Below are 22095 nucleotides of genomic sequence, written 5' to 3'. Positions count from 1 at the left end.
ACGTGCGGCTCACGCCGGGCGGCCCGCCAGGGTCAGGGTGCGCCGTGCGGTCGCCACCACTGCCGCGTCGACGAACCTGCCGTCGGGGAGTGCCTGTGCGCCCGCCTCCGTCATCGACGCCTCCATGATCTGCTCCGCCGCCTCGACCTCCTGTGCCGTCGGCCGGAACGCCCGCTCGATCACCGGCAGCTGGCGGGGGTGGATCGCCGCCCGGCCGAGCAGCCCCAGCCTCCGTCCGTGCGCACACGACGACCGCAGCCCGGACAGGTCCCGGATGTCGGGGAACACCGACATCACGGGCGGGTCGAGCCCGGCCGCCCTGGCGGCGACGACGACACGGCTGCGCGACCAGTCGAGCCCGGCGTCGTCCCGTACGCCCAGATCCGCGCGCAGGTCGGCCTCGCCCAGCGCGATGCCCCGCACCTCGTGATGGGCACCGGCGATCGAGTAGGCGTGCTCGATCGCCAGTGCCGACTCCAGCAGGGGATACAGCGGAACCCCCGGTGCCAGCGCCGCGACATGGTGCACGGACGCCGCATGGGTGATCTTGGGAAGGCGTATCCCGGACAGTCCCGGCAGCTCCTTCAGGGCCTTCACGTCGTCCTCGCCGTGGACCCGGACATGGACCCGCACCGCCGTCTGGCCGGCCGTGACCGGATCCGTCAGGAGCTCCAGGGTCGCCGCCCGTGCGTACTCCTTGCGCTCCGGGGCGACCGCGTCCTCCAGGTCCACGATCACCACGTCCGCCCCCGAGCCGAGCGCCTTGCGGACCACCGCGGGCCGGTCCCCGGGGACGTACAGCCAGGTCAGTGCCACCCCCGGGGCGCTCACAGCGCCCCCTCGGCCCGCAGCGCCGCGATCTTCGGTGCCGACAGACCGAGTCCGGCCAGGATCTCGTCCGTGTCCGCGCCGTGCGGCCGGCCGGCCCAGCGGACCGACCCAGGTGTCCCCGAGAGCCGGAACAGTACGTTCTGCATCCGCAGCGGGCCCAGCTCGGGGTCGTCGACCTCGGTGATCGTGCCCAGCGCGCGGTACTGGGGATCCTCCATCACGTCCCGCACGTCGTGGATGGGCGCGATGGCCGCCTCCGCCTTCTCGAACGCGGAGAGCGCCTCCTCCCGGGTGCGCCGGGCGATCCAGTACCCCACGGCCTCGTCGAGTTCGTCGGCGTGCTCGGCGCGCGTGGTCCCGGCCGCGAACCACGGCTCGTCGATCAGGTCCGGGCGTCCCACCAGGCGCATGACGCGCTCGGCGACCGACTGGGCCGAGGTCGAGACGGCCACCCAGTGACCGTCGGAGGTCCGGTAGGTGTTGCGCGGGGCGTTGTTGCGGGAGCGGTTGCCGGTGCGCGGCTGCACGTAGCCGAGCTGGTCGTACCAGAGCGGCTGCGGCCCCAGCACGGTCAGGATCGGCTCGATGATCGCCATGTCGACCACCTGTCCCTGTCCGGTGAGGTCGCGCCCGGCCAGGGCCGTCATCACCGCGTACGCCGTGGTGATCGCCGCGATCGAGTCGGCCAGCCCGAACGGCGGCAGGGTCGGCGGGCCGTCCGGTTCCCCGGTGACGGCGGCGAAGCCGCTCATCGCCTCGGCGAGCGTGCCGAAGCCGGGCCGGTGCGCGTACGGGCCGGACTGGCCGAAGCCCGTGACCCGGGCCAGCACCAGCCGGGGGTTGACGGCACGGAGCTCCTCCCAGCCCACGCCCCAGCGTTCGAGCGTCCCGGGCCGGAAGTTCTCGATGATCACATCGGTGTCCGCGGCGAGCCGCAGCAGCACGTCCCGGCCGCCGGTGCTGGACAGGTCGAGGGTCAGGTTGCGCTTGTTGCGGCCGAGCAGCTTCCACCACAGGCCGATCCCGTCCTTCGCGGGACCGTGCCCGCGCGAGGGGTCGGGCCTGCGCGGATGCTCGACCTTGATGACCTCGGCGCCGAAGTCGCCGAGCATGGTGGCCGCGAGCGGTCCGGCGAACAGGGTGGCGAGGTCCAGGACCCGGAGGCCGGCGAGGGGTGCGGTCGTCGTGCTCATGCGGCATCGATCTCGCTTCGGTACGGCATCGACGTCGACGCGCCGGGTCTCTGCACGCAGAGCGCCGCGGCCGAGGACGCCCAGGCCAGTGCCTCCGGGACCGCCCGGCCCTCCGCGAGTGCCACGGCGAGCGTGCCGACGAACGTGTCGCCGGCGCCGGTCGTGTCGACGGCGGTGACCTCGGGGGCCGGGAACACGATCGCCTCACCGCCCCGGGCCGCGTACAGGCACCCCTTCGCGCCGAGGGTGATCACGACCTCCGGGACCTGCCGGAGCAGGATCTCCGCCGCCGCGTGCGGGTCCCCGTAGCCGGAGAGCGCCGCGGCCTCGTGCTCGTTGGGGACCAGGAGGTCGACGGCGTCCAGGAGTCCGGCCGGCAGGGGCTGCACGGGGGAGGGTGTCAGGATCGTCCGTACGCCGCGGGTCCTCGCGGCGCGTGCTCCCTCCCTCACGACGGCCGGCGGGAGCTCCAGCTGGAGGAGCAGCAGGCCCGCCGCGGCGATGGCGGCGTGCTCGCCCGGGCCGAGGGCGGTGACGGTGGCGTTGGCGCCGGGGACCACGACGATCGCGTTGGACCCCTCGTCGTCGACGACGATGTGCGCCGTGCCGCTCGGTCCTGCGACGGTGTGCAGCAGATCCGTGTCGACGCCCGCGTGCTCCAGGTTCGCGCGCAGCAGCGAGCCGTACTCGTCGGTGCCCACCGCACCGATCATCACCACCTCCCCGCCCGCGCGGGCCGCGGCGACGGCCTGGTTGGCCCCCTTGCCGCCGGGGACGGTCCTGAACTCCCTGCCGGTGACGGTCTCCCCCCGCCCGGGCGCCCGGGCGACGTAGGCGACCAGGTCCATGTTGGTGCTGCCGAGTACGGCGATCGCTGTCATGGGCGGCGTACCTCCTGGTAGGTCAGTTCGGCGAGGGTGTCGAAGCCGATGGAGTCGAATCCGCTCACGGACGTGGCGAGCCGGTTCTTGAGCGGGGCCGTCCACCGGTCGGGCAGCGCGGCGGGCCGCCCGGCCAGCAGGCCGGCGAGCGATCCGGCCGTCGCGCCGTTCGAGTCGGTGTCCCAGCCGCCCGACACCGCGCAGCAGACGGAGCGGCCGAAGTCGCCGTCGGCGTGGGTGAGGGCGGCCGCCAGCAGCGCCGCGTTCGGCAGGACGTGGACCCAGTGGTGGGTGGCCGCGTAGACGGTGTGCAGCCGGTCCACGACCGTGTCGAAGTCCGGTTCGGCGCGGGCCGTCTCGATGCCCAGGCGCACCGCGTGCGCGTAGCGGGAGCGGGGCGGCACCACGCGCAGTCCCGCCGCCAGGCACCCGTGGACGTCCGTCTCGCCGCCGGCCGCCTCGGCGAGCGCGGCGGCGGTGAACATCGCTCCGTAGACCCCGTTGGCCGTGTGGGAGAGCACCGCGTCCCGGTGGGCCTGTGCGGCGGCGGCCCCCGGGTCGCCGGGGTGGGTCCAGCCGTGCACGTCGGCCCGGATCCGGGCGCCGATCCACTCCCGGAACGGGTTGCGGTGGCGTGCGGTGTCCGGCGGCTCGATGCCGTCGAGCAGGTTGCGGTAGGCGACGCGCTCGGCGGTGAACACCCGGCCTGCCGGGAGCTCGTCGAGCCAGAGCCGTGCGAGGTCGGACGTGCTGAATCCAGGTCCGTGACGCCGGAGCAGCAGCAGGGTCAGCAGCGGGTGGTCGAGGTCGTCGTCCTCCGGCATGCCGTCGATGTTCTCGGCGAGGGAGGTGGCTGCCGAGCGCCGGTTCCAGGGGTACTCCGCTGCCAGCCCGGCAGGCAGCCCGCGGGCGGTGAACCAGGTGGTGAGCGGCCAGTTGCCGGTGGCGCGGGCCAGTGCGCGGATGCCGGCCAGGGGCAGCTTCTCGACGGGCTTGCCGAGCAGGCATCCGGCGGCCCTGCCCAGCCAGGCGGCGTGCAGCCGCTCGGGCCCGAGGGCCGCGGGCCGGTCCCGGGGAGCGGGCCAGCGCGGGCAGGCTGCCCGGACCGCTTCCAGGCCGGTCGGCTCGTCAGCCGCCAACGGGCTTTCCAGCAGGGCGAGTTCGTCCAGGAGGCGCGCGGCCAGCGTCCGCAGTCCGGGCGACGCGGGGGAGTCCGCCGCCCCCGCACGCTCCGGTGCGGGAAGGCCCCCGGCCTCGTGCCAGCGCCGCCCGACGTCCCCGGCGTCCCGGCCGTCCTGGGCGGCCTGGCGCAGCTCGTGCCCCACGAGGTCCTCCGGCTGAACCCACGTCAGCCGTACGGTCATCGGACGCCGGCCAGTGCCGTGAACGCGGTCTCGTGCGCGCGGCGCCGTGCCGTGTCCCGGAAGAAGACCTCGCGGGCGACGTCCGCCAGGGCCCGCGCCGGGGCGTGCAGATCGAGGCGGCTGGCCTCGGAGACCGTCTTCACCCAGGCGGCGGGGATCGCCCGTTCGCCGTGGAGCGCGCCGCAGATCGCGCCGCTCATCGTCGCGATCGAGTCGCAGTCACGGCCGTAGTTGACCGAGCCGAGCACCGTGCGCCGGTAGTCGCCGCCCCCGACGAGCAGCATCCCGAGCGCCACCGGCAGCTCTTCGATGGAGTGCAGCCGGGAGGGCCGCCGGGCACCGAGGGAGGGGTCGCGGTAGTGCGGGCCCACCGTGTCGAACGGGGCCACGGCGGCGCGCAGCGGAGCCAGTGCGGACTCGGAGTCGGTGTGCCGGGAGGCCACCTCGCACACCGCTTCGATCGCTGACCGGGTGCCGTCCTTGGCGAGCGCCAGACAGGTCCCGACGACGGACCCGGGCGTGGCGCCGGGGGCGCAGGCGGCGGCCACGGCGGCGGCCAGGACACCGGCCGCCTCCCGCCCGTACGAGGACTGGTGGGCGCCCGCGACATCCAGCGCCTCCGCGTACGCGGCCTCGGGATGGGCCGCGTTGACCAGCCCGACCGGGGCCATGTACATCGCCGCCCCGCAGTTGACGATGTTCCCGGAGCCGGCCTCGCGCGGGTCGGCGTGACCGTAGTGCAGCCGTGTGACGATCCACTTCTCGGCGAGGAAGATCCGCTGCAGGGGCAGCGCCTCGGCCTCCAGCTCCGGGATCCACCGCGGACGGGACATCAGATCCGGTACGAGGTGGTCGGCGACGGCGTACGCGTCGAGGTGGCCGCGCACCGTCTCGTACACCCGGATCAGCGCATGGGTCATCAGGGTGTCGTCGGTGACGTGTCCGTCGCCCTTGTGGTACGGCGCGATGGGCCGTGCGGTGCGCCAGTCGTCGCCGTGCCAGGGGCCGACGATCCCGGTCACCCGGCCGCCATGGCGCTCGGCGATCTGCTCCGGGGTCCAGCCCTCGACCGGGCCGCCGAGGGCGTCGCCGACGGCCGCCCCGACGAGTGCGCCGGTGATCCGCTCATCCAGGGTGAGCGTCGTGGGGGTCGTGCCTGCCGCGTTCGGTGCGGACGTTTTGGGAGTCATGCCGGAATTGTCCACCCGAGGCGACGTCCGTGGCCGCCAACAGTGCGGCGAGTTCCATGAGATCCGTGCCGGCGAGTCGCGGCAGCGCACACCCGGCCAGCGTCCGGCAGGCCTCGCGCCAGCCCGACGGAACGGTGCCGATCCCGCCCAGCGCACCGGTCAGCGCCCCGGCGAGGGCGGGCGCCGAGTCGGCGACCCGGGACAGGCAGGCCGCCGCGGGCACGGCCTGGGCGATCTCGCCCCGGGCGGCGGTGGTCAGGGCCAGGGCGACCGGCACGGTCTCGGCCGCGGCGATCCCGTAGCTGTACACGTGGTCGACGATCTGGTGCTCCAGCACGGGGACGAGGGCGAAGGCACCCGCAGCCTCGTCCGCGAACTCCCGCGCCAGCCGCACGGCATGGGCGGCGTTGCGGGCGATCTCGGTCCCCTCGGGAAGCCGGTCGAGCGCCGCGTTCACCATCGTGTCGACGTCCGCCCCGGCAAGTGCCTCGGCGATCGCGGCGGCGATCGCGCGGGCACCGTGCACCCCGTCTCCGTCCTGGGTGTACCGGGCGTCGAACTCGGCGAGCCCGGCGGCGGCAGTGGGATCGCCCGGGTGCACGACCGCGAGCACGGCGGCCCTGACGCAGGCCGCGTCGTCGAAGTAGTGCGGATTGTCGTGACCGGTCGCGGGCGGGCGCAGCCCGGCGGCGAGGTTTCCCAGCCCGGCCCGTACGGAGATCCGGGCCCGGAGCGGGAGGACGGCGGACTCGACCTCCGGGGCCCGTGCGCTGGCCGCGGCCACCTTCGCGGCCAGCGCGTTCCACGACCGGTCGATCGCATCCCGCATCCGGTGGCCGGGTGAGAGGCCGGGGGCGTGGTCGGCGGCGGCGGCCAGCACGGTCCGGGCGGCGAACGCGGCCCACTCGGCGTCGTCGGAGGGACCGAGCCGGAGCGGCTCGGGGGGCTGGTTGAGGGCGATGGGCACGGGCAGCGTCGTCGTCGCGTTCTGCTCGGCGAAGGTGTCCAGCTCCCTGGTGAGCCGCCGGGTCCACTCGGGCATCCGCGCGGCCCGGTGCCGCGCGGCGGGCCACCCGGCGGCGTCCCCGGCCGCCAGCCCGAGCAGCAGCCCCTCGATCCTGGCCTGCCGCCCGGGGGTCGGTGCCCCCGGCGTGGCGGGTGTGCCGGGGCGGGGCTGGCCGGCCGGTTCGGCGGTGATGCGGATGGCGACGCGGGGGGACGTGTCCGGCAGGGGAGCGGGATCCTCCAGGCCGGGGTCCGGCGCCGGGTGGGGCGGGGTCTCCGGGGCGGGGGCGGCGGCGGGCCCCTGTGCGGCGGTCATCGGGCGGCTCCGTGGCCGGTGGCCGCCGGTTCGCCCCACGGGGAGCCGGGGGAACCGGGGGAACCGGGAGGGCCGGGGGCACGCCGCAGCGGGGTTCCGGCCCGGCGGTCGTCGCCCCGGCCGGTCCGCGCGTCCTCCGTGTCCGTGCCGTCCGTGCCGTCCGCGTCGTCCGGCGTCAGCAGCTCCGCGATGTCCAGGACGTGGTAGCCCCGCATCGACGGCAGGCAACTGCCCCGCACCGGGCCGATCGCCGACGCCCAGTCCCGAGGGATCGCCGACGCACCGTGCAGGGCGCCGGCCAGCGCTCCGGCCACCGCCGCCGTCGTGTCGGCGTCCCGGCCCATGTTCACGGCCGTCAGCACCGCCGTACGGAAGTCGCCGCGCGCCGCCGTGAACGCGCCGAACGCCAGGCCCACCGCCTCCGGGGCCAGATCCGTCCACGGATAGCCGCCGATCACCACCGCGGAGCGCACCGCGCGTTCCCTCGTCAGCCGGTCCGGGTACGGGCGCTGCGCGGCGGTGACCGCGCGCCGCAGCGAGCGGGCCGTCCAGGAGTCCATCGGCACCACCGAGAGCGCGGCGGCGATCACGGAGGCGAGCCCGGCCCCCACCATCGCGGCGGCCACCCCGGCCGCGACCGCCTGGCCGCCGTAGATGCCCTCCCCCTCATGGCTGACCCGGCCGTCCACCGCCACGAGCCGTGCGGCCTCGGCCGGGCGGCCGGCGGCGAACACGCCGAAAGGCGCCGCCCGCATTGCGAGGCCGTCGCTCCACGCGTGCCGGTGCTGGGCCGAGATGGGAGCGGCCAGACCGCGCCGCAGATTCTCCAGCGTGCCGCGCTCGCTGAAGCCCGCCCCCCGGAACGGGCCCTCGTCGAGGTCGGCGATCCAGTGGTGCCACGCCCGCTCGACGTGCGAGACCGTCAGTGCCGAACCGTGCCGGGCCAGCAGCAGCCCGGAGAAGATCGCGTACTCGGTGTCGTCCGTGCCCGCCGGGTCGTCGCTGACGAAGCCCTCGATCCGGCCCCAGCGACGGCGGATCTCGGAGGGCCGCATGTTCTCCGCCGGGGCACCGAGGGCGTCACCCACCGCGAGCCCCAGCAGCGCCCCCCTGGCCCGGTCACCCGTACCGCAGGGATCCGCACCCGCCCGCGGTCGTGCCGGACCGTCCGCCATCGGCTCCATCGCGTCGCCCCTTCGTTCGCCGCCGGCGGTCGCCGACTGAGCGATCTGTGCCACGCGAAGGCCCCCGCGAGCCTGATCACGGCAACAAAAGGGCCACACGGATGACCCCGGGCAGGGAGTCCCGGAGGCAGGTAAGTACGGCCTTCCTTGCTGGCGGGAGGCCTTTTTCGCGCGTACTTTCGATCACGTTGAGCGGGGGCGGGATTGCAGGGAGCCCGCTTCCGGAGAAGGGGAGAGCTGTGTCCATCATCGAGACCGACGCCGTACTGCACGAGGCGCACCGGGACAACCACACCCACCGCGACGTGAACGGCGGCTGGCTGCGGCCCGCGGTGTTCGGTGCCATGGACGGCCTCGTGTCCAACCTCGCCCTGATGACAGGGGTCGCCGGCGGAGCGGTGTCCCAGCAGACCCTCGTCATCACGGGCCTCGCCGGTCTGGCCGCCGGCGCGTTCTCCATGGCGGCCGGCGAGTACACCTCCGTCGCCTCGCAGCGCGAGCTCGTCGAGGCCGAGCTCGCCGTCGAACGCCGCGAACTGCGCAAGCACCCCAAGGACGAGATGGAGGAGCTCGCCGCACTCTACGAGTCCCGCGGCGTCGAGCCCGCACTCGCCCGGGAGGTCGCGCGCCAGCTGTCCAGGGACCCCGAGCAGGCCCTGGAGATCCACGCCCGTGAGGAGCTCGGCATCGACCCGGGCGACCTGCCGTCCCCGCTCGTCGCGGCCGTGTCCTCCTTCGGCGCCTTCGCCCTGGGAGCCCTGCTGCCCGTACTGCCGTTCCTCCTCGGCGCCACCGCGCTGTGGCCCGCCGTGCTGCTCGCCCTGACCGGCCTGTTCGGTTGCGGCGCGGTCGTGTCCAGGGTGACCGCACGCAGCTGGTGGTTCAGCGGACTGCGCCAGCTCGTGCTCGGCGGCGCCGCCGCGGCGCTCACCTACGGCCTGGGCACGCTCTTCGGCGTGGCAGCGGGAAGCTGAACGGGGTCCGCGGACGTTGCGCCGGTGTGACATACGTCTTGGCGCACGTCACTGGGCGGATGGGCCCCTGCGGCCGTAAAATGAGTTCCTATACGGCGCTACACATAAGTAGCCGTTACTCGGCGGTTTCGATTCCATGACCGCGGGGCAAGAGCCGTAGACACCGCGGGCAACGACGCCTGTGCTCTCCGGTCTCCCGAGCGGTGATCCACAAGGATCCGCCCGATCGTGACCCACCCGCACCACGTATCCGTGGTGTCCGCATCGTGGAACGTCCTATTCGCTTTTTGAGAAGCGTTCCATCATGTAACCTGCACGAAATTTCGCAGAGGGCCAACGTCGTCCCTCGGCACAGCACATGCCACGACGACGACGGGAGAGCCGATGCGTTCCGACGCCTGGTCGCCCATGGACGGTCGCCCCGCCCAGCAGGGGATGTACGACCCCCGTAACGAGCACGACGCCTGTGGCGTCGGGTTCGTGGCCACTCTGACCGGTGTGGCCAGCCATGAGCTGGTCGAGCAGGCGCTGACCGTACTGCGCAACCTCGAACACCGTGGTGCCACAGGTTCCGAGCCCGACTCGGGCGACGGCGCCGGCATCCTGCTTCAGGTCCCGGATGCCTTCCTCCGCGACGAGGTCGACTTCGACCTCCCCGAGGCGGGGTCCTACGCCGTCGGAATCGCGTTCCTGCCCGCCGACGGCTCCACCGGGGCCGTCCGGCAGATCGAGAAGATCGCCGGCGAAGAGGGCCTCGACGTCCTCGGCTGGCGCGAGGTCCCGGTCGCCCCGGACCTCCTCGGCAACGGCGCCCGCGCCACGATGCCCGAATTCCGCCAGCTGATCGTCGCGGACGGCACGAGCACCGACGTCGCCCTCGACCGCAAGGCCTTCGTGCTGCGCAAGCGCTCCGAGCGCGAGGCAGGGGTGTACTTCCCCTCGCTCTCCGCACGCACGATCGTCTACAAGGGCATGCTGACCACCGGGCAGCTGGAGCCGTTCTTCCCGGACCTCTCCGACCGTCGCTTCGCGACCAGGGTCGCGCTCGTCCACTCCCGCTTCTCCACCAACACCTTCCCCAGCTGGCCGCTCGCACACCCGTACCGTTTCGTCGCGCACAACGGCGAGATCAACACGGTCAAGGGCAACCGCAACTGGATGAAGGCCCGCGAGTCCCAGCTCGCCTCCAGCCTGTTCGGTGCCGCGCAGCTCGACCGGATCTTCCCCGTCTGCACCCCGGACGCCTCGGACTCGGCCTCCTTCGACGAGGTCCTGGAGCTGCTCCACCTCGGCGGACGCTCGCTGCCGCACTCCGTGCTGATGATGGTCCCCGAGGCGTGGGAGAACCACCGGTCCATGGACCCGGCCCGGCGCGCGTTCTACCAGTACCACTCCACGATGATGGAGCCCTGGGACGGCCCGGCCTGCGTCACCTTCACCGACGGCACCCAGGTCGGTGCGGTCCTCGACCGCAACGGTCTGCGCCCCGGCCGCTACTGGGTCACCGACGACGGCCTCGTCGTCCTCTCCTCCGAGGTCGGTGTCCTGGACATCGACCCCGCGAAGGTCGTCCGCAAGGGCCGTCTCCAGCCCGGCAAGATGTTCCTCGTCGACACGGCCGAGCGCCGCATCGTCGAGGACGACGAGATCAAGGCGTCCCTCGCCGCCGAGCAGCCCTACGCCGAGTGGCTGGAAACCGGTGAGATCGAGCTCGAGGACCTCCCCGAGCGCGAGCACGTCGTCCACACCCACGCCTCGGTCACCCGCCGCCAGCAGACCTTCGGCTACACCGAGGAGGAGCTCCGCGTCCTCCTCGCCCCGATGGCCCGCACCGCCGGCGAACCCCTCGGCTCCATGGGCACCGACTCGCCGATCGCCGCGCTCTCCGAGCGCCCCCGGCTGCTCTTCGACTACTTCACCCAGCTGTTCGCCCAGGTCACCAACCCGCCGCTGGACGCCATCCGCGAGGAGCTCGTCACCTCACTGCGCTCCACGCTGGGCCCCCAGGGCAACATCCTGGAACCGAGCCCCGCAGCGTGTCGCGCCGTGACGCTGCCCTTCCCGGTGATCGACAACGACGAGCTGGCCAAGCTCATCCACATCAACGCCGACGGCGACATGCCGGGCATGAAGGCCGCCACCCTGGCCGGTCTCTACCGGGTCAGCGGCGGCGGCGACGCCCTCGCAGCCCGGATCGAGGAGATCTGCACCGAGGTCGACGCCGCCATAGAGGACGGCGCCCGCCTGATCGTCCTCTCCGACCGGCACTCCGACGCCGAGCACGCACCGATCCCCTCGCTGCTGCTCACCTCGGCCGTCCACCACCACCTCATCCGCACCAAGCAGCGCACCCAGGTGGGCCTGCTGGTCGAGGCCGGTGACGTCCGCGAGGTCCACCACGTCGCGCTGCTGATCGGCTACGGCGCCGCCGCGGTCAACCCGTACCTCGCGATGGAGTCCGTCGAAGACCTCGTCCGCGCCGGTACGTTCATCGAGGGCATCGAGCCCGAGCGGGCCATCCGCAACCTGATCTACGCGCTCGGCAAGGGCGTCCTGAAGGTCATGTCCAAGATGGGCATCTCGACCGTCGCGTCCTACCGCGGCGCCCAGGTCTTCGAGGCCGTCGGCCTGGACGAGGCCTTCGTCGCGCAGTACTTCAACGGCACCGCCACCAAGATCGGCGGCGCCGGACTCGGTATCGTCGCCAAGGAGGTCGCCGCCCGGCACGCCAAGGCGTACCCCGCCTCCGGCATCTCCGCGTCGCACCGCGCGCTGGAGATCGGCGGCGAGTACCAGTGGCGCCGCGAGGGCGAGCCGCACCTGTTCGACCCGGAGACGGTCTTCCGCCTCCAGCACGCCACCCGCAACCGCCGGTACGACATCTTCAAGAAGTACACCGGCCGGGTCAACGAGCAGTCCGAGCGCCTCATGACGCTCCGCGGCCTCTTCGGCTTCCAGTCGGGCCGCGAGCCGGTCCCCCTCGACGAGGTCGAGTCCGTCTCCGACATCGTCAAGCGCTTCTCCACCGGCGCCATGTCGTACGGCTCCATCTCCCAGGAGGCGCACGAAACCCTCGCCATCGCCATGAACCAGCTGGGCGGCAAGTCCAACACCGGTGAGGGCGGCGAGGACGCGGAGCGGCTGTACGACCCGGCACGCCGCTCGTCCATCAAGCAGGTCGCCTCCGGCCGCTTCGGTGTGACCAGCGAATACCTGGTCAACGCGGACGACATCCAGATCAAGATGGCGCAGGGCGCCAAGCCCGGCGAGGGCGGCCAGCTGCCCGGCCACAAGGTCTACCCGTGGGTCGCCAAGACCCGGCACTCCACCCCGGGCGTCGGCCTGATCTCGCCCCCGCCGCACCACGACATCTACTCCATCGAGGATCTGGCCCAGCTGATCCACGACCTCAAGAACGCCAACCCGGCGGCCCGCATCCACGTGAAGCTGGTCTCCGAGGTCGGCGTCGGCACGGTCGCGGCCGGTGTGTCCAAGGCCCACGCGGACGTCGTCCTCATCTCCGGCCACGACGGCGGAACGGGCGCGTCCCCGCTGACCTCGCTCAAGCACGCGGGCGGCCCCTGGGAGCTCGGCCTCGCCGAGACCCAGCAGACCCTGCTGCTCAACGGCCTGCGCGACCGCATCGTCGTCCAGACCGACGGCCAGCTCAAGACCGGCCGCGACGTCGTCATCGCCGCGCTCCTCGGCGCCGAGGAGTTCGGTTTCGCGACCGCGCCCCTCGTCGTCTCCGGCTGCGTCATGATGCGCGTCTGCCACCTCGACACCTGTCCCGTCGGCATCGCCACCCAGAACCCGGTCCTGCGCGACCGGTTCTCCGGCAAGGCCGAGTACATCGTCAACTTCTTCGAGTTCATCGCCGAAGAGGTCCGCGAGATCCTCGCCGAGCTCGGCTTCCGCACGATCGAGGAGGCCGTCGGCCACGCCGAGCTCCTCGACACCGATCGGGCCGTCACGCACTGGAAGGCGCAGGGCCTCGACCTGGCCCCCCTCTTCTACGTGCCCGAGCTGCCCGAGGGCGCGGTGCGCCACCAGATCGCCGAGCAGGACCACGGCCTGGCGAAGGCGCTCGACAACCAGCTGATCAAGCTCGCCGCCGACGCCCTCGGCGCCGACAGCGCCGAGGCCGCCCAGCCGGTCCGGGCCCAGATCGCGATCCGCAACATCAACCGCACCGTCGGCACCATGCTCGGCCACGAGGTGACGAAGAAGTTCGGCGGTGCGGGCCTGCCCGACGACACCATCGACATCACCTTCACCGGCTCCGCCGGCCAGTCCTTCGGAGCGTTCGTACCGCGCGGTGTGACGCTGCGACTGGAGGGCGACGCCAACGACTACGTCGGCAAGGGCCTCTCCGGCGGCCGTGTCGTCGTCCGCCCGGACCGCGGCGCCGACCACCTCGCCGAGTACTCCACCATCGCGGGCAACACCATCGCCTACGGTGCTACCGGCGGCGAACTGTTCCTGCGCGGCCGGACCGGCGAGCGCTTCTGCGTCCGCAACTCCGGTGCGACCGTCGTCTCGGAGGGCGTGGGCGACCACGGCTGCGAGTACATGACCGGTGGCCGGGCCGTCGTACTCGGCGAGACCGGGCGCAACTTCGCGGCAGGCATGTCCGGCGGCATCGCCTACGTCATCGACCTCGACCCCGACAACGTCAACACCGGCAACCTCGGCGCCGTCTGCGCGCTCGACGACTCCGACACGCAGTGGCTGCACGCCGTCGTGCGCCGCCACCAGGAGGAGACCGGCTCCACGGTCGCCGAGAAGCTGCTTGCCGACTGGGACACCTCGGTGGCCCGGTTCAGCAAGATCATCCCGTCCGCCTACAAGGCAGTGCTCGCCGCCAAGGACGCCGCTGAGCTCGCCGGTCTCTCCGAGCAGGAGACCACCGAGAAGATGATGGAGGCGGCGACCAATGGCTGACCCCAAGGGCTTCCTGACCACCGGCCGCGAGGTCGCGCAGACCCGGCCCGTCGGCGAGCGCGTCAAGGACTGGAACGAGGTCTACGTTCCGGGCTCGCTGCTCCCGATCATCAGCAAGCAGGCCGGCCGCTGCATGGACTGCGGCATCCCGTTCTGCCACAACGGCTGTCCCCTCGGAAACCTCATCCCCGAGTGGAACGACTACGCCTACCGCGAGGACTGGTCGGCCGCGTCCGAGCGCCTGCACGCCACGAACAACTTCCCGGAGTTCACCGGGCGGCTGTGCCCCGCTCCCTGCGAGTCGGCGTGTGTGCTGGGCATCAACCAGCCGGCCGTCACCATCAAGAACGTCGAAGTCTCCATCATCGACAAGGCCTGGGACAGCGGCGACGTCACCCCGCAGCCGCCCGAGCGCCTCTCCGGCAAGACCGTCGCCGTCATCGGCTCCGGTCCGGCCGGCCTGGCCGCCGCCCAGCAGCTCACCCGGGCCGGCCACACGGTCGTCGTGTACGAGCGTGCCGACCGCATCGGCGGCCTGCTGCGCTACGGCATCCCCGAGTTCAAGATGGAGAAGTCGCACATCAACCGCCGCATCCAGCAGATGCGCGCGGAGGGCACCAAGTTCCGCACGGAGATCGAGATCGGCACGGACATCGACGCGGCGAAGCTGCGCCGCCGCTACGACTCGATCGTCATCGCCGCCGGTGCCACCGTCTCCCGCGATCTGCCCGTCCCGGGCCGTGAGCTCAACGGCGTGCACTTCGCGATGGAGTACCTCCCGCTCGCCAACAAGGTGCAGGAGGGCGACCTGACGGTCACCCCGATCACCGCCGAGGGCAAGCACGTCGTCGTCATCGGCGGCGGCGACACCGGCGCCGACTGCGTCGGCACCGCACACCGGCAGGGCGCGGCCTCCGTCACCCAGCTGGAGATCATGCCGCAGCCGGGCGAGGACCGTAACGCCAACCAGCCCTGGCCGACGTTCCCCATGCTCTACAAGGTCACCTCCGCGCACGAGGAGGGCGGCGAGCGGGTCTACTCCGTCTCCACCACCCACTTCGAGGGCGACGAGGACGGCAACGTCCAGTCCCTGCACCTCATCGAGGTGGAGTTCAAGGACGGCAAGCTGGAGCAGAAGGCCGGCACCGAGCGTGTCATCCCCGCCCAGCTCGTCACCCTGGCCATGGGCTTCACCGGCACCGACCAGGCCAACGGCCTCGTCCAGCAGTTCGGCCTCGGCCTCGACGAGCGCGGCAACATCGCGCGCGACGAGGACTACGCGACCAACGTCGACGGCGTCTACGTCGCCGGTGACGCGGGCCGCGGCCAGTCCCTGATCGTGTGGGCCATCGCCGAGGGCCGCTCCGCGGCACGCGGCGTGGACCGCTTCCTCACCGGGGCCAGCGCACTGCCGGCCCCGATCCGCCCGACGGACCGTTCACTGACGGTCTGATCACGGCACACACAGACGTCCCGTACAACGGCGTACGGAACTGAACACGGCGCCCGCCTCGTCCCCGACCGGACCATGGCGGGCGCCGTGACGCGTCCCGGGGCCCGCCCCGGGGGGTCAAGGCGTGCCTGCCGAGGGCGGACCGGCCGGTCCGCCCTCGGCAGGCACCGCCGACCCGGCTCAGACGGCGCCGGTCAGGGAAGCCGTCCTCACGGCCACCACCAGGGCCAGCAGCGCGACCAGCACCATCCCCCCGGCCAGTTGCACCCCGGACGTCCGCAGCTTCGCCGGGGCGTAGGCGAGTCCGTAGGTCACCAGACCGCCGGTCACGAGACCGCCGAGGTGGCCCTCCCACGAGGTGAACGCGGCGGAGACGACCATCCAGAGCAGGAATCCCGCCATGAAGCGGTTGACCGCCCGCATGTCCCGGCCCAGCCGCCGGTTGATGACGTAGAAGGACGCGGCCAGACCGAAGATCGCCCCCGAGGCGCCGACCGCCGTGGTCTCCGGCGAGACCAGGTACACCAGCACCGAACCCCCCACCGCCGACAGCAGGTACAGCGCCAGATACCGCGCCCGGCCGAGCTGCCCCTCGACGACCCGTCCCAGGTTCCACAGCGCGAACATGTTGAAGACGAGGTGCATCACACCGAACGAGGCGTCGGGCGGCAGATGGAGGAAGGCCCCGGTCAGCAGCCGGTACCACTCGCCGCCGGCCACCCCGATCAGGTCGAGTCCGGGAACGGACCCGCCCTCGTAGTAGTAGCGCCCGCCCTCCGCGTCGACCAGCACCGCGCCGAGCATCCCGAACCGGTCCACCGTCCCGGACCGGACCACCTCGACGACGTAGGCGACGATGTTCAGCACCATCAGCGTGTACGTCACCACCGGCGTCGCAGCCGTCGGCACCTCGCCGCCGAACAGGGAGCGCGCCCGGCGGACCGAACGCTGCCCCTCCTTCACGCACTCCACGCAGTGGTGACCGACCGAGGCCTCCCGCATGCAGTCCGGACAGATGTACCGGTCGCAGCGCGTGCAGCGCACATACGTCTCGTACGACGGGTGGCGGTAACACGTGGTGGCGGCGGCCTCCATGGCCGGCTCCTTCATTCGTGGACGGGGAGGAGGGGCCGCCGGGGCGGCGGCGCTCAAGATAGCGAACGCCGGGGGCGACGGGCACACCTGGGTCGGGCAGCCCGTAGGCTCGAAGGCCCCGCGGCCGGCACCGCAGCCGCCGAGAACCCCTGATCGGAGACCGACATGGCAGGCTCGTCCGCCGCCCCGGGTCCGGCCATCAGCCTGAGCAAGGTGCGGGAGCGGGCACCCGCGCTCGTCGGCCCGTACGAGAACGCGCGTGTGTCGCTGGACAAGTACGGGGTGAGCGGCCAACGGGCCGCGGTCTACCTGGTGCTCGACTACTCCGGTTCGATGAGGGAGTACTACCGGGACGGCACCGTCCAGGCGCTCGCCGACCGGGTGCTCGGCCTGTCCGCCCATCTGGACGACGACGGCCGGGTGCCCGTCGTGTTCTTCTCCACGGACGTCGACGCGGTCACCGAGATCGCCCTGGACAGCCACCACGGCCGTATCGACGCGATCGTGGCCGGTCTCGGGCACATGGGGAGGACCAGCTACCACCTGGCCATGGACGCCGTCATCGACCACTACCTCGACAGCGGTTCGACCGCGCCCGCCCTCGTCGTCTTCCAGACGGACGGCGGACCGGTCAGCAAGCACGCGGCGGAACGCTACCTCTGCAAGGCGGCGAAGCTGCCGCTGTTCTGGCAGTTCGTCGGCTTCGGCGACAGACGGAGCTCGCAGTTCGACTTCCTGCGCAGGCTCGACGAACTGGCCGTACCCGACAAGCGCCCCCTCGACAACGCCGGCTTCTTCCACGCCGGTTCCGACCCCCGGACCGTCCCGGACGCCGAGCTGTACGACCGGCTGGTGGCCGAATTCCCCCACTGGCTCGCCGCGGCGAGGGCGCAGGGGGTCGTGCGGTGACCCTGCGCGTACTGAGGGCGGCCGGGCGCACGGCCGTGCCCTGGCACAACGGCGGGGGAGTGACCCGGCAGATCGCGGCGGCCCCCGAGGACGCGGCGGCCGGCACCGCCGACTGGCGGATCAGCCTGGCGGAGGTGGCCCGCGACGGCCCGTTCTCCCACTTCCCCGGCCTGGACCGCACACTGACCGTCGTCGAGGGCGACGGCATGGACCTGATGGTCGGCGGTGAACACCACATCGTCGACGAACCGTTGTGGCCCCACGACTTCCCCGGTGACCTCCGCACGGAAGGCCGTCTCCTGGCCGGCCCCGTCGTCAACCTCAACGTCATGTACCGGCGGGACCGCCCGCCGGCGTCGACCGCCGTCGTCCGAGGGACCGTACGGCTGATCCCGCCGGAGGGCGGCGCGGTCGTTGCCGTCTCCCTGGAGGACGGTGCGGTGCTGGCGGGCGCCACGGACGTCGAACTGGCGCGTTACGACGCGGTCCTGGCCGTCGGTGAGTCGCCCGGCATCCTGCGGACCCGGGGCTACGCGGTGGTCGTCACCCTGCCCGGCGGGTGAGGCAGGGGTACGGCCTGCCCTGCCTCTGCCCTGTCCTCGTGCCGGCCTGCACCCGCTCGTCTCCCTGTCCTGCCCTCGTCCCTGCTCCGTCCCGGACACCGCGACCGCACCAGGGCGGCACCCGATCCGGTGACGTCTCGAGAATCCTGGGAATCCCGACAGAGGATGTCGGGATTCCGGGATTCGATGGCCGCATGACATCGAGTACGTGGCAAGACTTCCGGGCGGCCGAACCGGCCTTCTCCGACACCGTCCAGAAGCGGTTCCAGCAGTACAAGCACCAGGTCCTGGCCACCCTCCGCAAGGACGGGTCGCCCCGGGTGACCGGACTGGAGGTGGAATTCCGGCTGGACGACATGTGGCTCGGCATGATGCCGAACTCCCGCAAGGCCCTGGACCTGCGGCGGGACCCCCGCTTCGCCCTCCAGGCCAATCCGGGGCCCGACGCGGAGATGGCCCACGGCGACGTCCGGATCTCCGGCCGCGCCGTGGAGATCACCGATCCGGCCGTGCTGGCGCGCTTCGTCGAGGCGGTCACGCCGCCGCAACCCTTCCTCCTGTTCCGCGCCGAGCCCGCGGAAGTGGTCCGCACCGGGCTCGACGGGGACGACCTGGTCGTCCAGGTCTGGCGCCCCGGACTGCCGCTGCGCACCCTCCGCAGGGGCAACGACGACAGCCCGCCCCGCGAGGCCTGAGCGTCGGGGGCGGGGGTCGGGCGTCCGGCTGCCCCGGGGCGCTGAACGGCCCGCCTCCGCGGAGACGGCGCTGAACGCCGCCTGTGCTGAGACGCGCTGAACGGCCGCCCCGGAAGGCGGGCACGCCCCGGCTCCGCGGCCCGGCCGGGCGCCCGGTCCGCGAGACCCCGGTCCGTCCGGCCCGGGCCCGGCCGGACGGACAATGGACGGGTGCCTATCAAGAAGAAGTCCCCGGCGGCCTCCTCACCCGAGCGCCGCAGCGAACTGCTCTCCATCGCCGCAGAGGTCTTCGCCGCACACGGATACGACGCCACCACCGTCCGCAGGATCGCCGACGAGGCGGGGATGCTCGCGGGCAGCCTCTACCACCACTTCGACTCGAAGGAGTCGATGGTCGACGAGATCCTCTCCACCTTCCTCGCCGGGCTCCGGGCCGGGTACGACCAAGTGCTCGGCGCCGGTCCCGCCACCACCGCCGGTCCCGGTGCCGCTCCAGGTCCGGGTCCGTGGGAGACGATCGAAGCTCTGGTGGCCGAGTCGTTCCGGCAGATCGACAGGAACCGGGCCGCCGTCGCCATCTACCGGAAGGAGGCCGAGCACCTCTCCACGCGGCCGGGCTTCGCCTACCTCACAGACGCGCGGGCGGCCTTCGAGGACCCCTGGCTGCGCGCACTCGAGCGGGGCGTCGCCGACGGGTCCTTCCGTGCGGACCTGGACGTCCGCACCACGGGCCGCTTCCTCCGCGACATGGTCTGGGGCGCAGCCTCCTGGTACCGGCCGGGGGACGAACCCGGTGCCGAGGAGCTCGCCCGCCGGTGCCTTTCCCTGATGAACGACGGCATTGCCTCGCGTACGTGATGAATCCGCCCGGGAGCCGCCGGAAGGCGTCGCCCGAAGGCACCCGGCCGGACCAACCCGTACGGTGAACCTGCCGAGTCCGTCCGCTCCGTGCGGGCTCGCGCGACTCGCCCGGATGTCGCATTCGGGTGAATGCCGGTGCGGCCGGCCGTGCCGGTGGGCCCAGGGGTTCCGGGACCCCGCCGAAGGGCGCGCAACCCATGGGAGAACAGTGCGGTAAGGCCGCGGAAACGATTCCGGAACCCCTCCGCTGCGGCCCCGGCGACCGCCCTGGTCAGCGAACCCTTCCGCGTGGCGGACCGGCGGACCCTGCCGCTCGGCGACAGAACGTGCTACGGTTGCCCAGTTGCAGTTTTGGTACCCATGAACTTTATGTGCGCCTGACGGGAACCCTCCTCAGGCGCTTTATTGTTTTCCGGCTTTCTCCGGATGGGGCTCAATGCGGCGACTTGGAATTCGTAAAGTGCGGATTTCCGGCACTGCACCTCTTTTAGGAGAATGACATGGCTACTGGAACCGTGAAGTGGTTCAACTCGGAAAAGGGCTTCGGCTTCATCGAGCAGGACGGCGGCGGCGCCGACGTCTTCGCCCACTACTCCAACATCGCCACCCAGGGCTTCCGTGAGCTCCAGGAGGGCCAGAAGGTCTCCTTCGACGTCACGCAGGGCCAGAAGGGCCCGCAGGCGGAGAACATCGTCCCGGCCTAATTGCCGGACGCGTACCTCGCAGCCGGGGCCCGCACCGTGAAGGTGCGGGCCCCGGTTTGTGCTGTTTCCAGCTCGTACCGTCCCCCACACGCTCCGTGTCCGGGACACCTGCTCTGTGCTTGCATCCTGGGGCGCACATCAAGCAGTCCGCAGCAGTCGGCAGTAACCCCAGGAATCCCCCCAGGAGGGCAATTCCGTATGACCCGCTCCGAACGCCAGGACCGTCCCACCCGCAACCGCCCGATAAGGGGGCGCGGCACGGACCGGCCGCAGGCGAACACCCGAGGCTCCGGCAAGGCGCCGGCCCGTCGCAGGCCCGCACCGTCGCAGGGCGGCGAATTCGCCGTGCCGGAGACCATGACCCCCGCGCTGCCCGCCGTCGAGGCGTTCGCGGAGCTGGACATGCCCGCCGCGCTGCTGAAGACCCTCGCCGCCCAGGGTGTGACCGACCCCTTCCCCATCCAGGGCGCCACCCTGCCGAACTCGCTGGCCGGCCGGGACATCCTCGGCCGCGGCCGCACCGGCTCCGGCAAGACCCTGGCCTTCGGCCTGGCCCTGCTCGCGCGCACCGCCGGACGCCGGTCCGAGCCGCACGCCCCGCTGGCCCTCGTCCTCGTCCCGACCCGTGAGCTCGCCCAGCAGGTGACCGACGCGCTGACGCCGTACGCGACGTCCGTGAACCTCCGCGTGGCCACGGTCGTCGGCGGCATGTCGATCAGCAGGCAGTCCAACGCGCTGCGCCGCGGCGCCGAGGTGCTCGTCGCCACGCCGGGACGGCTCAAGGACCTCATCGAGCGGGGCGACTGCCGCCTCGACGAGGTCGCCATCACCGTCCTCGACGAGGCCGACCAGATGGCGGACATGGGCTTCATGCCGCAGGTCGTCGCGCTGCTCAAGCAGGTCGAGCCGGACGGGCAGCGGATGCTGTTCTCCGCGACCCTGGACAAGAACATCGACCGGCTGGTCAAGATGTTCCTGACCGACCCGGTCGTGCACTCCGTCGACCCGTCGGCGGGTGCCGTCACCACCATGGAGCACCATGTGCTGCACGTGGCGGACGAGACGGACAAGAAGGCCGTCGCCACCAGGATCGCCGCCCGCGAGGGCCGGGTCATCATGTTCGTCGACACCAAGCGCGCCGCCGACCGCTTCGCCAAGCGGCTGCTCGCCAGCGGTGTGCGGGCCGCGGCCCTGCACGGCGGCCGTTCGCAGCCGCAGCGCAACCGGACGCTGGACCAGTTCAAGAACGGCGAGGTCACGGCGCTGGTCGCGACGAACGTCGCGGCCCGGGGCATCCACATCGACGACCTCGACCTGGTCGTCAACGTGGACCCGCCGACCGACCACAAGGACTACCTCCACCGCGGCGGGCGCACGGCGCGCGCCGGGGAGTCCGGCAGCGTCGTCACGCTGGTGCTGCCCGAGGAGAAGCGGGAGATGACCCGGCTGATGTCGGACGCGGGCATCGCGCCGCGCACCACCCGGATCAAGTCCAGCGACGAGGAGCTCAGCCGGATCACGGGCGCCCGTGAACCGTCCGGTGTCGCGATCGTCATCGAGGTGCCGCAGCCGACGCAGCCCAAGCCGCGTACCCGGGGTACGGGATCCGGCTCCGGCTCGGCAGCCGGCGGAGCCTTCCGCTCGGGCAGCCGGGGCCGTGGACGTCGCGGCGGTACGGGCGCGGGTGCCGGCGCCGCCCAGGGCGGCGGCGGCACGGCCCGCGGTGGTGCGGGCGGCGGTGCCGCGCGCGGTGGTGCCGGTAACGGTGCCGCGCGTGGTGGTGCGGGCGGCGGTGCCGGGCGTGGTGGTGCCGGTGGCGCGGGCGGATCCGCCCGCGGGGCCGGAGCGGGCCGGGCCGGTGGCGCCGGGCGCGGACGGCGGGCCGCGTAACCCAGGACTCCCGGGCACGGTGACCGGCTTCGGCCGGCCGCCG

Annotated in this window: 17 protein-coding genes; 9 read left to right on the top strand and 8 right to left on the bottom strand. The window is 72.6% G+C overall.

The window, feature by feature from the left end; genetic code table 11:
* Positions 1-9: 9 nt before the first annotated feature.
* From OG927_RS08090 to OG927_RS08060, 7 genes are read right to left on the bottom strand one after another with little or no spacing between them, the layout of a single operon-like run.
* Positions 10-831, bottom strand: a complete 822-nt coding sequence (locus tag OG927_RS08090) for an HpcH/HpaI aldolase/citrate lyase family protein (protein WP_319100738.1) — start codon at positions 829-831, stop codon at positions 10-12.
* Entirely contained in the window at positions 828-2024 is a 1197-nt protein-coding gene (locus OG927_RS08085; protein ID WP_056783962.1) for a CaiB/BaiF CoA transferase family protein, read from the bottom strand. Before OG927_RS08085 ends, OG927_RS08090 begins: the two co-directional genes overlap by 4 nt.
* A complete protein-coding gene (rbsK, locus tag OG927_RS08080; RefSeq protein ID WP_056783957.1) occupies positions 2021-2905 on the bottom strand; it encodes a ribokinase in 885 nt (294 codons plus the stop codon). The genes OG927_RS08085 and rbsK overlap by 4 nt, the downstream gene beginning before the upstream one ends.
* A complete protein-coding gene (locus tag OG927_RS08075) occupies positions 2902-4269 on the bottom strand; it encodes an ADP-ribosylglycohydrolase family protein (protein ID WP_330319906.1) in 1368 nt (455 codons plus the stop codon). The genes rbsK and OG927_RS08075 overlap by 4 nt, the downstream gene beginning before the upstream one ends.
* On the bottom strand, positions 4266-5459 hold the full coding sequence (locus tag OG927_RS08070) for an ADP-ribosylglycohydrolase family protein (protein ID WP_056783950.1): 1194 nt from the start codon (positions 5457-5459) through the stop codon (positions 4266-4268). Before OG927_RS08070 ends, OG927_RS08075 begins: the two co-directional genes overlap by 4 nt.
* Complete coding sequence (locus OG927_RS08065; protein WP_330319905.1) at positions 5395-6780, bottom strand: ADP-ribosylglycohydrolase family protein; 1386 nt, start codon at positions 6778-6780, stop codon at positions 5395-5397. The genes OG927_RS08070 and OG927_RS08065 overlap by 65 nt, the downstream gene beginning before the upstream one ends.
* Positions 6777-7955: an ADP-ribosylglycohydrolase family protein gene (locus tag OG927_RS08060; RefSeq protein ID WP_330321304.1), complete on the bottom strand. Its 1179-nt coding sequence runs from the start codon at positions 7953-7955 to the stop codon at positions 6777-6779. Before OG927_RS08060 ends, OG927_RS08065 begins: the two co-directional genes overlap by 4 nt.
* Positions 7956-8203: 248 nt before the next feature.
* Here OG927_RS08060 and OG927_RS08055 point away from each other — a divergent pair, with 248 nt between their 5' ends.
* The 3 genes from OG927_RS08055 (at position 8204) to OG927_RS08045 (ending at position 15335) form a co-directional block, all read left to right on the top strand.
* Positions 8204-8938 (top strand): VIT1/CCC1 transporter family protein, encoded by a 735-nt coding sequence (locus tag OG927_RS08055; RefSeq protein WP_056783944.1) that lies wholly within the window; start codon positions 8204-8206, stop codon positions 8936-8938.
* Between the two features lie 384 nt (positions 8939-9322).
* On the top strand, positions 9323-13882 hold the full coding sequence (gltB, locus tag OG927_RS08050; RefSeq protein WP_056783940.1) for a glutamate synthase large subunit: 4560 nt from the start codon (positions 9323-9325) through the stop codon (positions 13880-13882).
* Positions 13875-15335, top strand: a complete 1461-nt coding sequence (locus tag OG927_RS08045) for a glutamate synthase subunit beta (RefSeq protein ID WP_056783935.1) — start codon at positions 13875-13877, stop codon at positions 15333-15335. Before gltB ends, OG927_RS08045 begins: the two co-directional genes overlap by 8 nt.
* Before the next feature lie 180 nt (positions 15336-15515).
* Here the strand turns inward: OG927_RS08045 and OG927_RS08040 are convergent, their stop codons facing one another.
* The gene (locus OG927_RS08040) at positions 15516-16430 is read right to left on the bottom strand and encodes a rhomboid family intramembrane serine protease (RefSeq protein WP_124282639.1); all 915 of its coding nucleotides are present in this window, start codon (positions 16428-16430) and stop codon (positions 15516-15518) included.
* A gap of 165 nt (positions 16431-16595) precedes the next feature.
* Between OG927_RS08040 and OG927_RS08035 the strand changes: the two genes are divergently transcribed.
* The 6 genes from OG927_RS08035 to OG927_RS08010 all read left to right on the top strand — a co-directional run bounded on the left by OG927_RS08035 (position 16596) and on the right by OG927_RS08010 (position 22052).
* Positions 16596-17339 carry a vWA domain-containing protein gene (locus tag OG927_RS08035; protein ID WP_330319904.1) on the top strand — a complete coding sequence of 248 codons (744 nt, stop codon included), beginning with the start codon at positions 16596-16598 and terminating at the stop codon, positions 17337-17339.
* Positions 17336-17902 (top strand): HutD/Ves family protein, encoded by a 567-nt coding sequence (locus tag OG927_RS08030; protein ID WP_330319903.1) that lies wholly within the window; start codon positions 17336-17338, stop codon positions 17900-17902. Before OG927_RS08035 ends, OG927_RS08030 begins: the two co-directional genes overlap by 4 nt.
* A 194-nt stretch (positions 17903-18096) precedes the next feature.
* Entirely contained in the window at positions 18097-18597 is a 501-nt protein-coding gene (locus OG927_RS08025) for a pyridoxamine 5'-phosphate oxidase family protein (RefSeq protein WP_056783916.1), read from the top strand.
* A gap of 210 nt (positions 18598-18807) precedes the next feature.
* On the top strand, positions 18808-19455 hold the full coding sequence (locus OG927_RS08020) for a TetR/AcrR family transcriptional regulator (protein ID WP_056783912.1): 648 nt from the start codon (positions 18808-18810) through the stop codon (positions 19453-19455).
* Between the two features lie 503 nt (positions 19456-19958).
* Positions 19959-20162 (top strand): cold-shock protein, encoded by a 204-nt coding sequence (locus OG927_RS08015; RefSeq protein ID WP_015607926.1) that lies wholly within the window; start codon positions 19959-19961, stop codon positions 20160-20162.
* A gap of 198 nt (positions 20163-20360) precedes the next feature.
* The gene (locus OG927_RS08010) at positions 20361-22052 is read left to right on the top strand and encodes a DEAD/DEAH box helicase (protein WP_124282641.1); all 1692 of its coding nucleotides are present in this window, start codon (positions 20361-20363) and stop codon (positions 22050-22052) included.
* Positions 22053-22095: the final 43 nt, after the last annotated feature.

This window comes from Streptomyces clavifer (assembly GCF_036345975.1).
Classification (GTDB): Bacteria; Actinomycetota; Actinomycetes; order Streptomycetales; family Streptomycetaceae; genus Streptomyces; species Streptomyces clavifer.
Note: the sequence above shows the minus strand (reverse complement) of the source record. Positions and strands in the feature narration are given on the sequence as shown.

Excerpts from the sequence above, each read along its gene's own strand:
- OG927_RS08085 (WP_056783962.1), bottom strand. The coding sequence starts at position 2,024 with ATGAGCACGACGACCGCACCCCTCGCCGGCCTCCGGGTCCTGGACCTC.
- rbsK (WP_056783957.1), bottom strand. The coding sequence starts at position 2,905 with ATGACAGCGATCGCCGTACTCGGCAGCACCAACATGGACCTGGTCGCC.
- OG927_RS08075 (WP_330319906.1), bottom strand. The coding sequence starts at position 4,269 with ATGACCGTACGGCTGACGTGGGTTCAGCCGGAGGACCTCGTGGGGCAC.
- OG927_RS08070 (WP_056783950.1), bottom strand. The coding sequence starts at position 5,459 with ATGACTCCCAAAACGTCCGCACCGAACGCGGCAGGCACGACCCCCACG.
- OG927_RS08065 (WP_330319905.1), bottom strand. The coding sequence starts at position 6,780 with ATGACCGCCGCACAGGGGCCCGCCGCCGCCCCCGCCCCGGAGACCCCG.
- OG927_RS08060 (WP_330321304.1), bottom strand. The coding sequence starts at position 7,955 with ATGGCGGACGGTCCGGCACGACCGCGGGCGGGTGCGGATCCCTGCGGT.
- gltB (WP_056783940.1), top strand. The coding sequence starts at position 9,323 with ATGCGTTCCGACGCCTGGTCGCCCATGGACGGTCGCCCCGCCCAGCAG.
- OG927_RS08045 (WP_056783935.1), top strand. The coding sequence starts at position 13,875 with ATGGCTGACCCCAAGGGCTTCCTGACCACCGGCCGCGAGGTCGCGCAG.
- OG927_RS08040 (WP_124282639.1), bottom strand. The coding sequence starts at position 16,430 with ATGGAGGCCGCCGCCACCACGTGTTACCGCCACCCGTCGTACGAGACG.
- OG927_RS08035 (WP_330319904.1), top strand. The coding sequence starts at position 16,596 with ATGGCAGGCTCGTCCGCCGCCCCGGGTCCGGCCATCAGCCTGAGCAAG.
- OG927_RS08025 (WP_056783916.1), top strand. The coding sequence starts at position 18,097 with ATGACATCGAGTACGTGGCAAGACTTCCGGGCGGCCGAACCGGCCTTC.
- OG927_RS08015 (WP_015607926.1), top strand. The coding sequence starts at position 19,959 with ATGGCTACTGGAACCGTGAAGTGGTTCAACTCGGAAAAGGGCTTCGGC.
- OG927_RS08010 (WP_124282641.1), top strand. The coding sequence starts at position 20,361 with ATGACCCGCTCCGAACGCCAGGACCGTCCCACCCGCAACCGCCCGATA.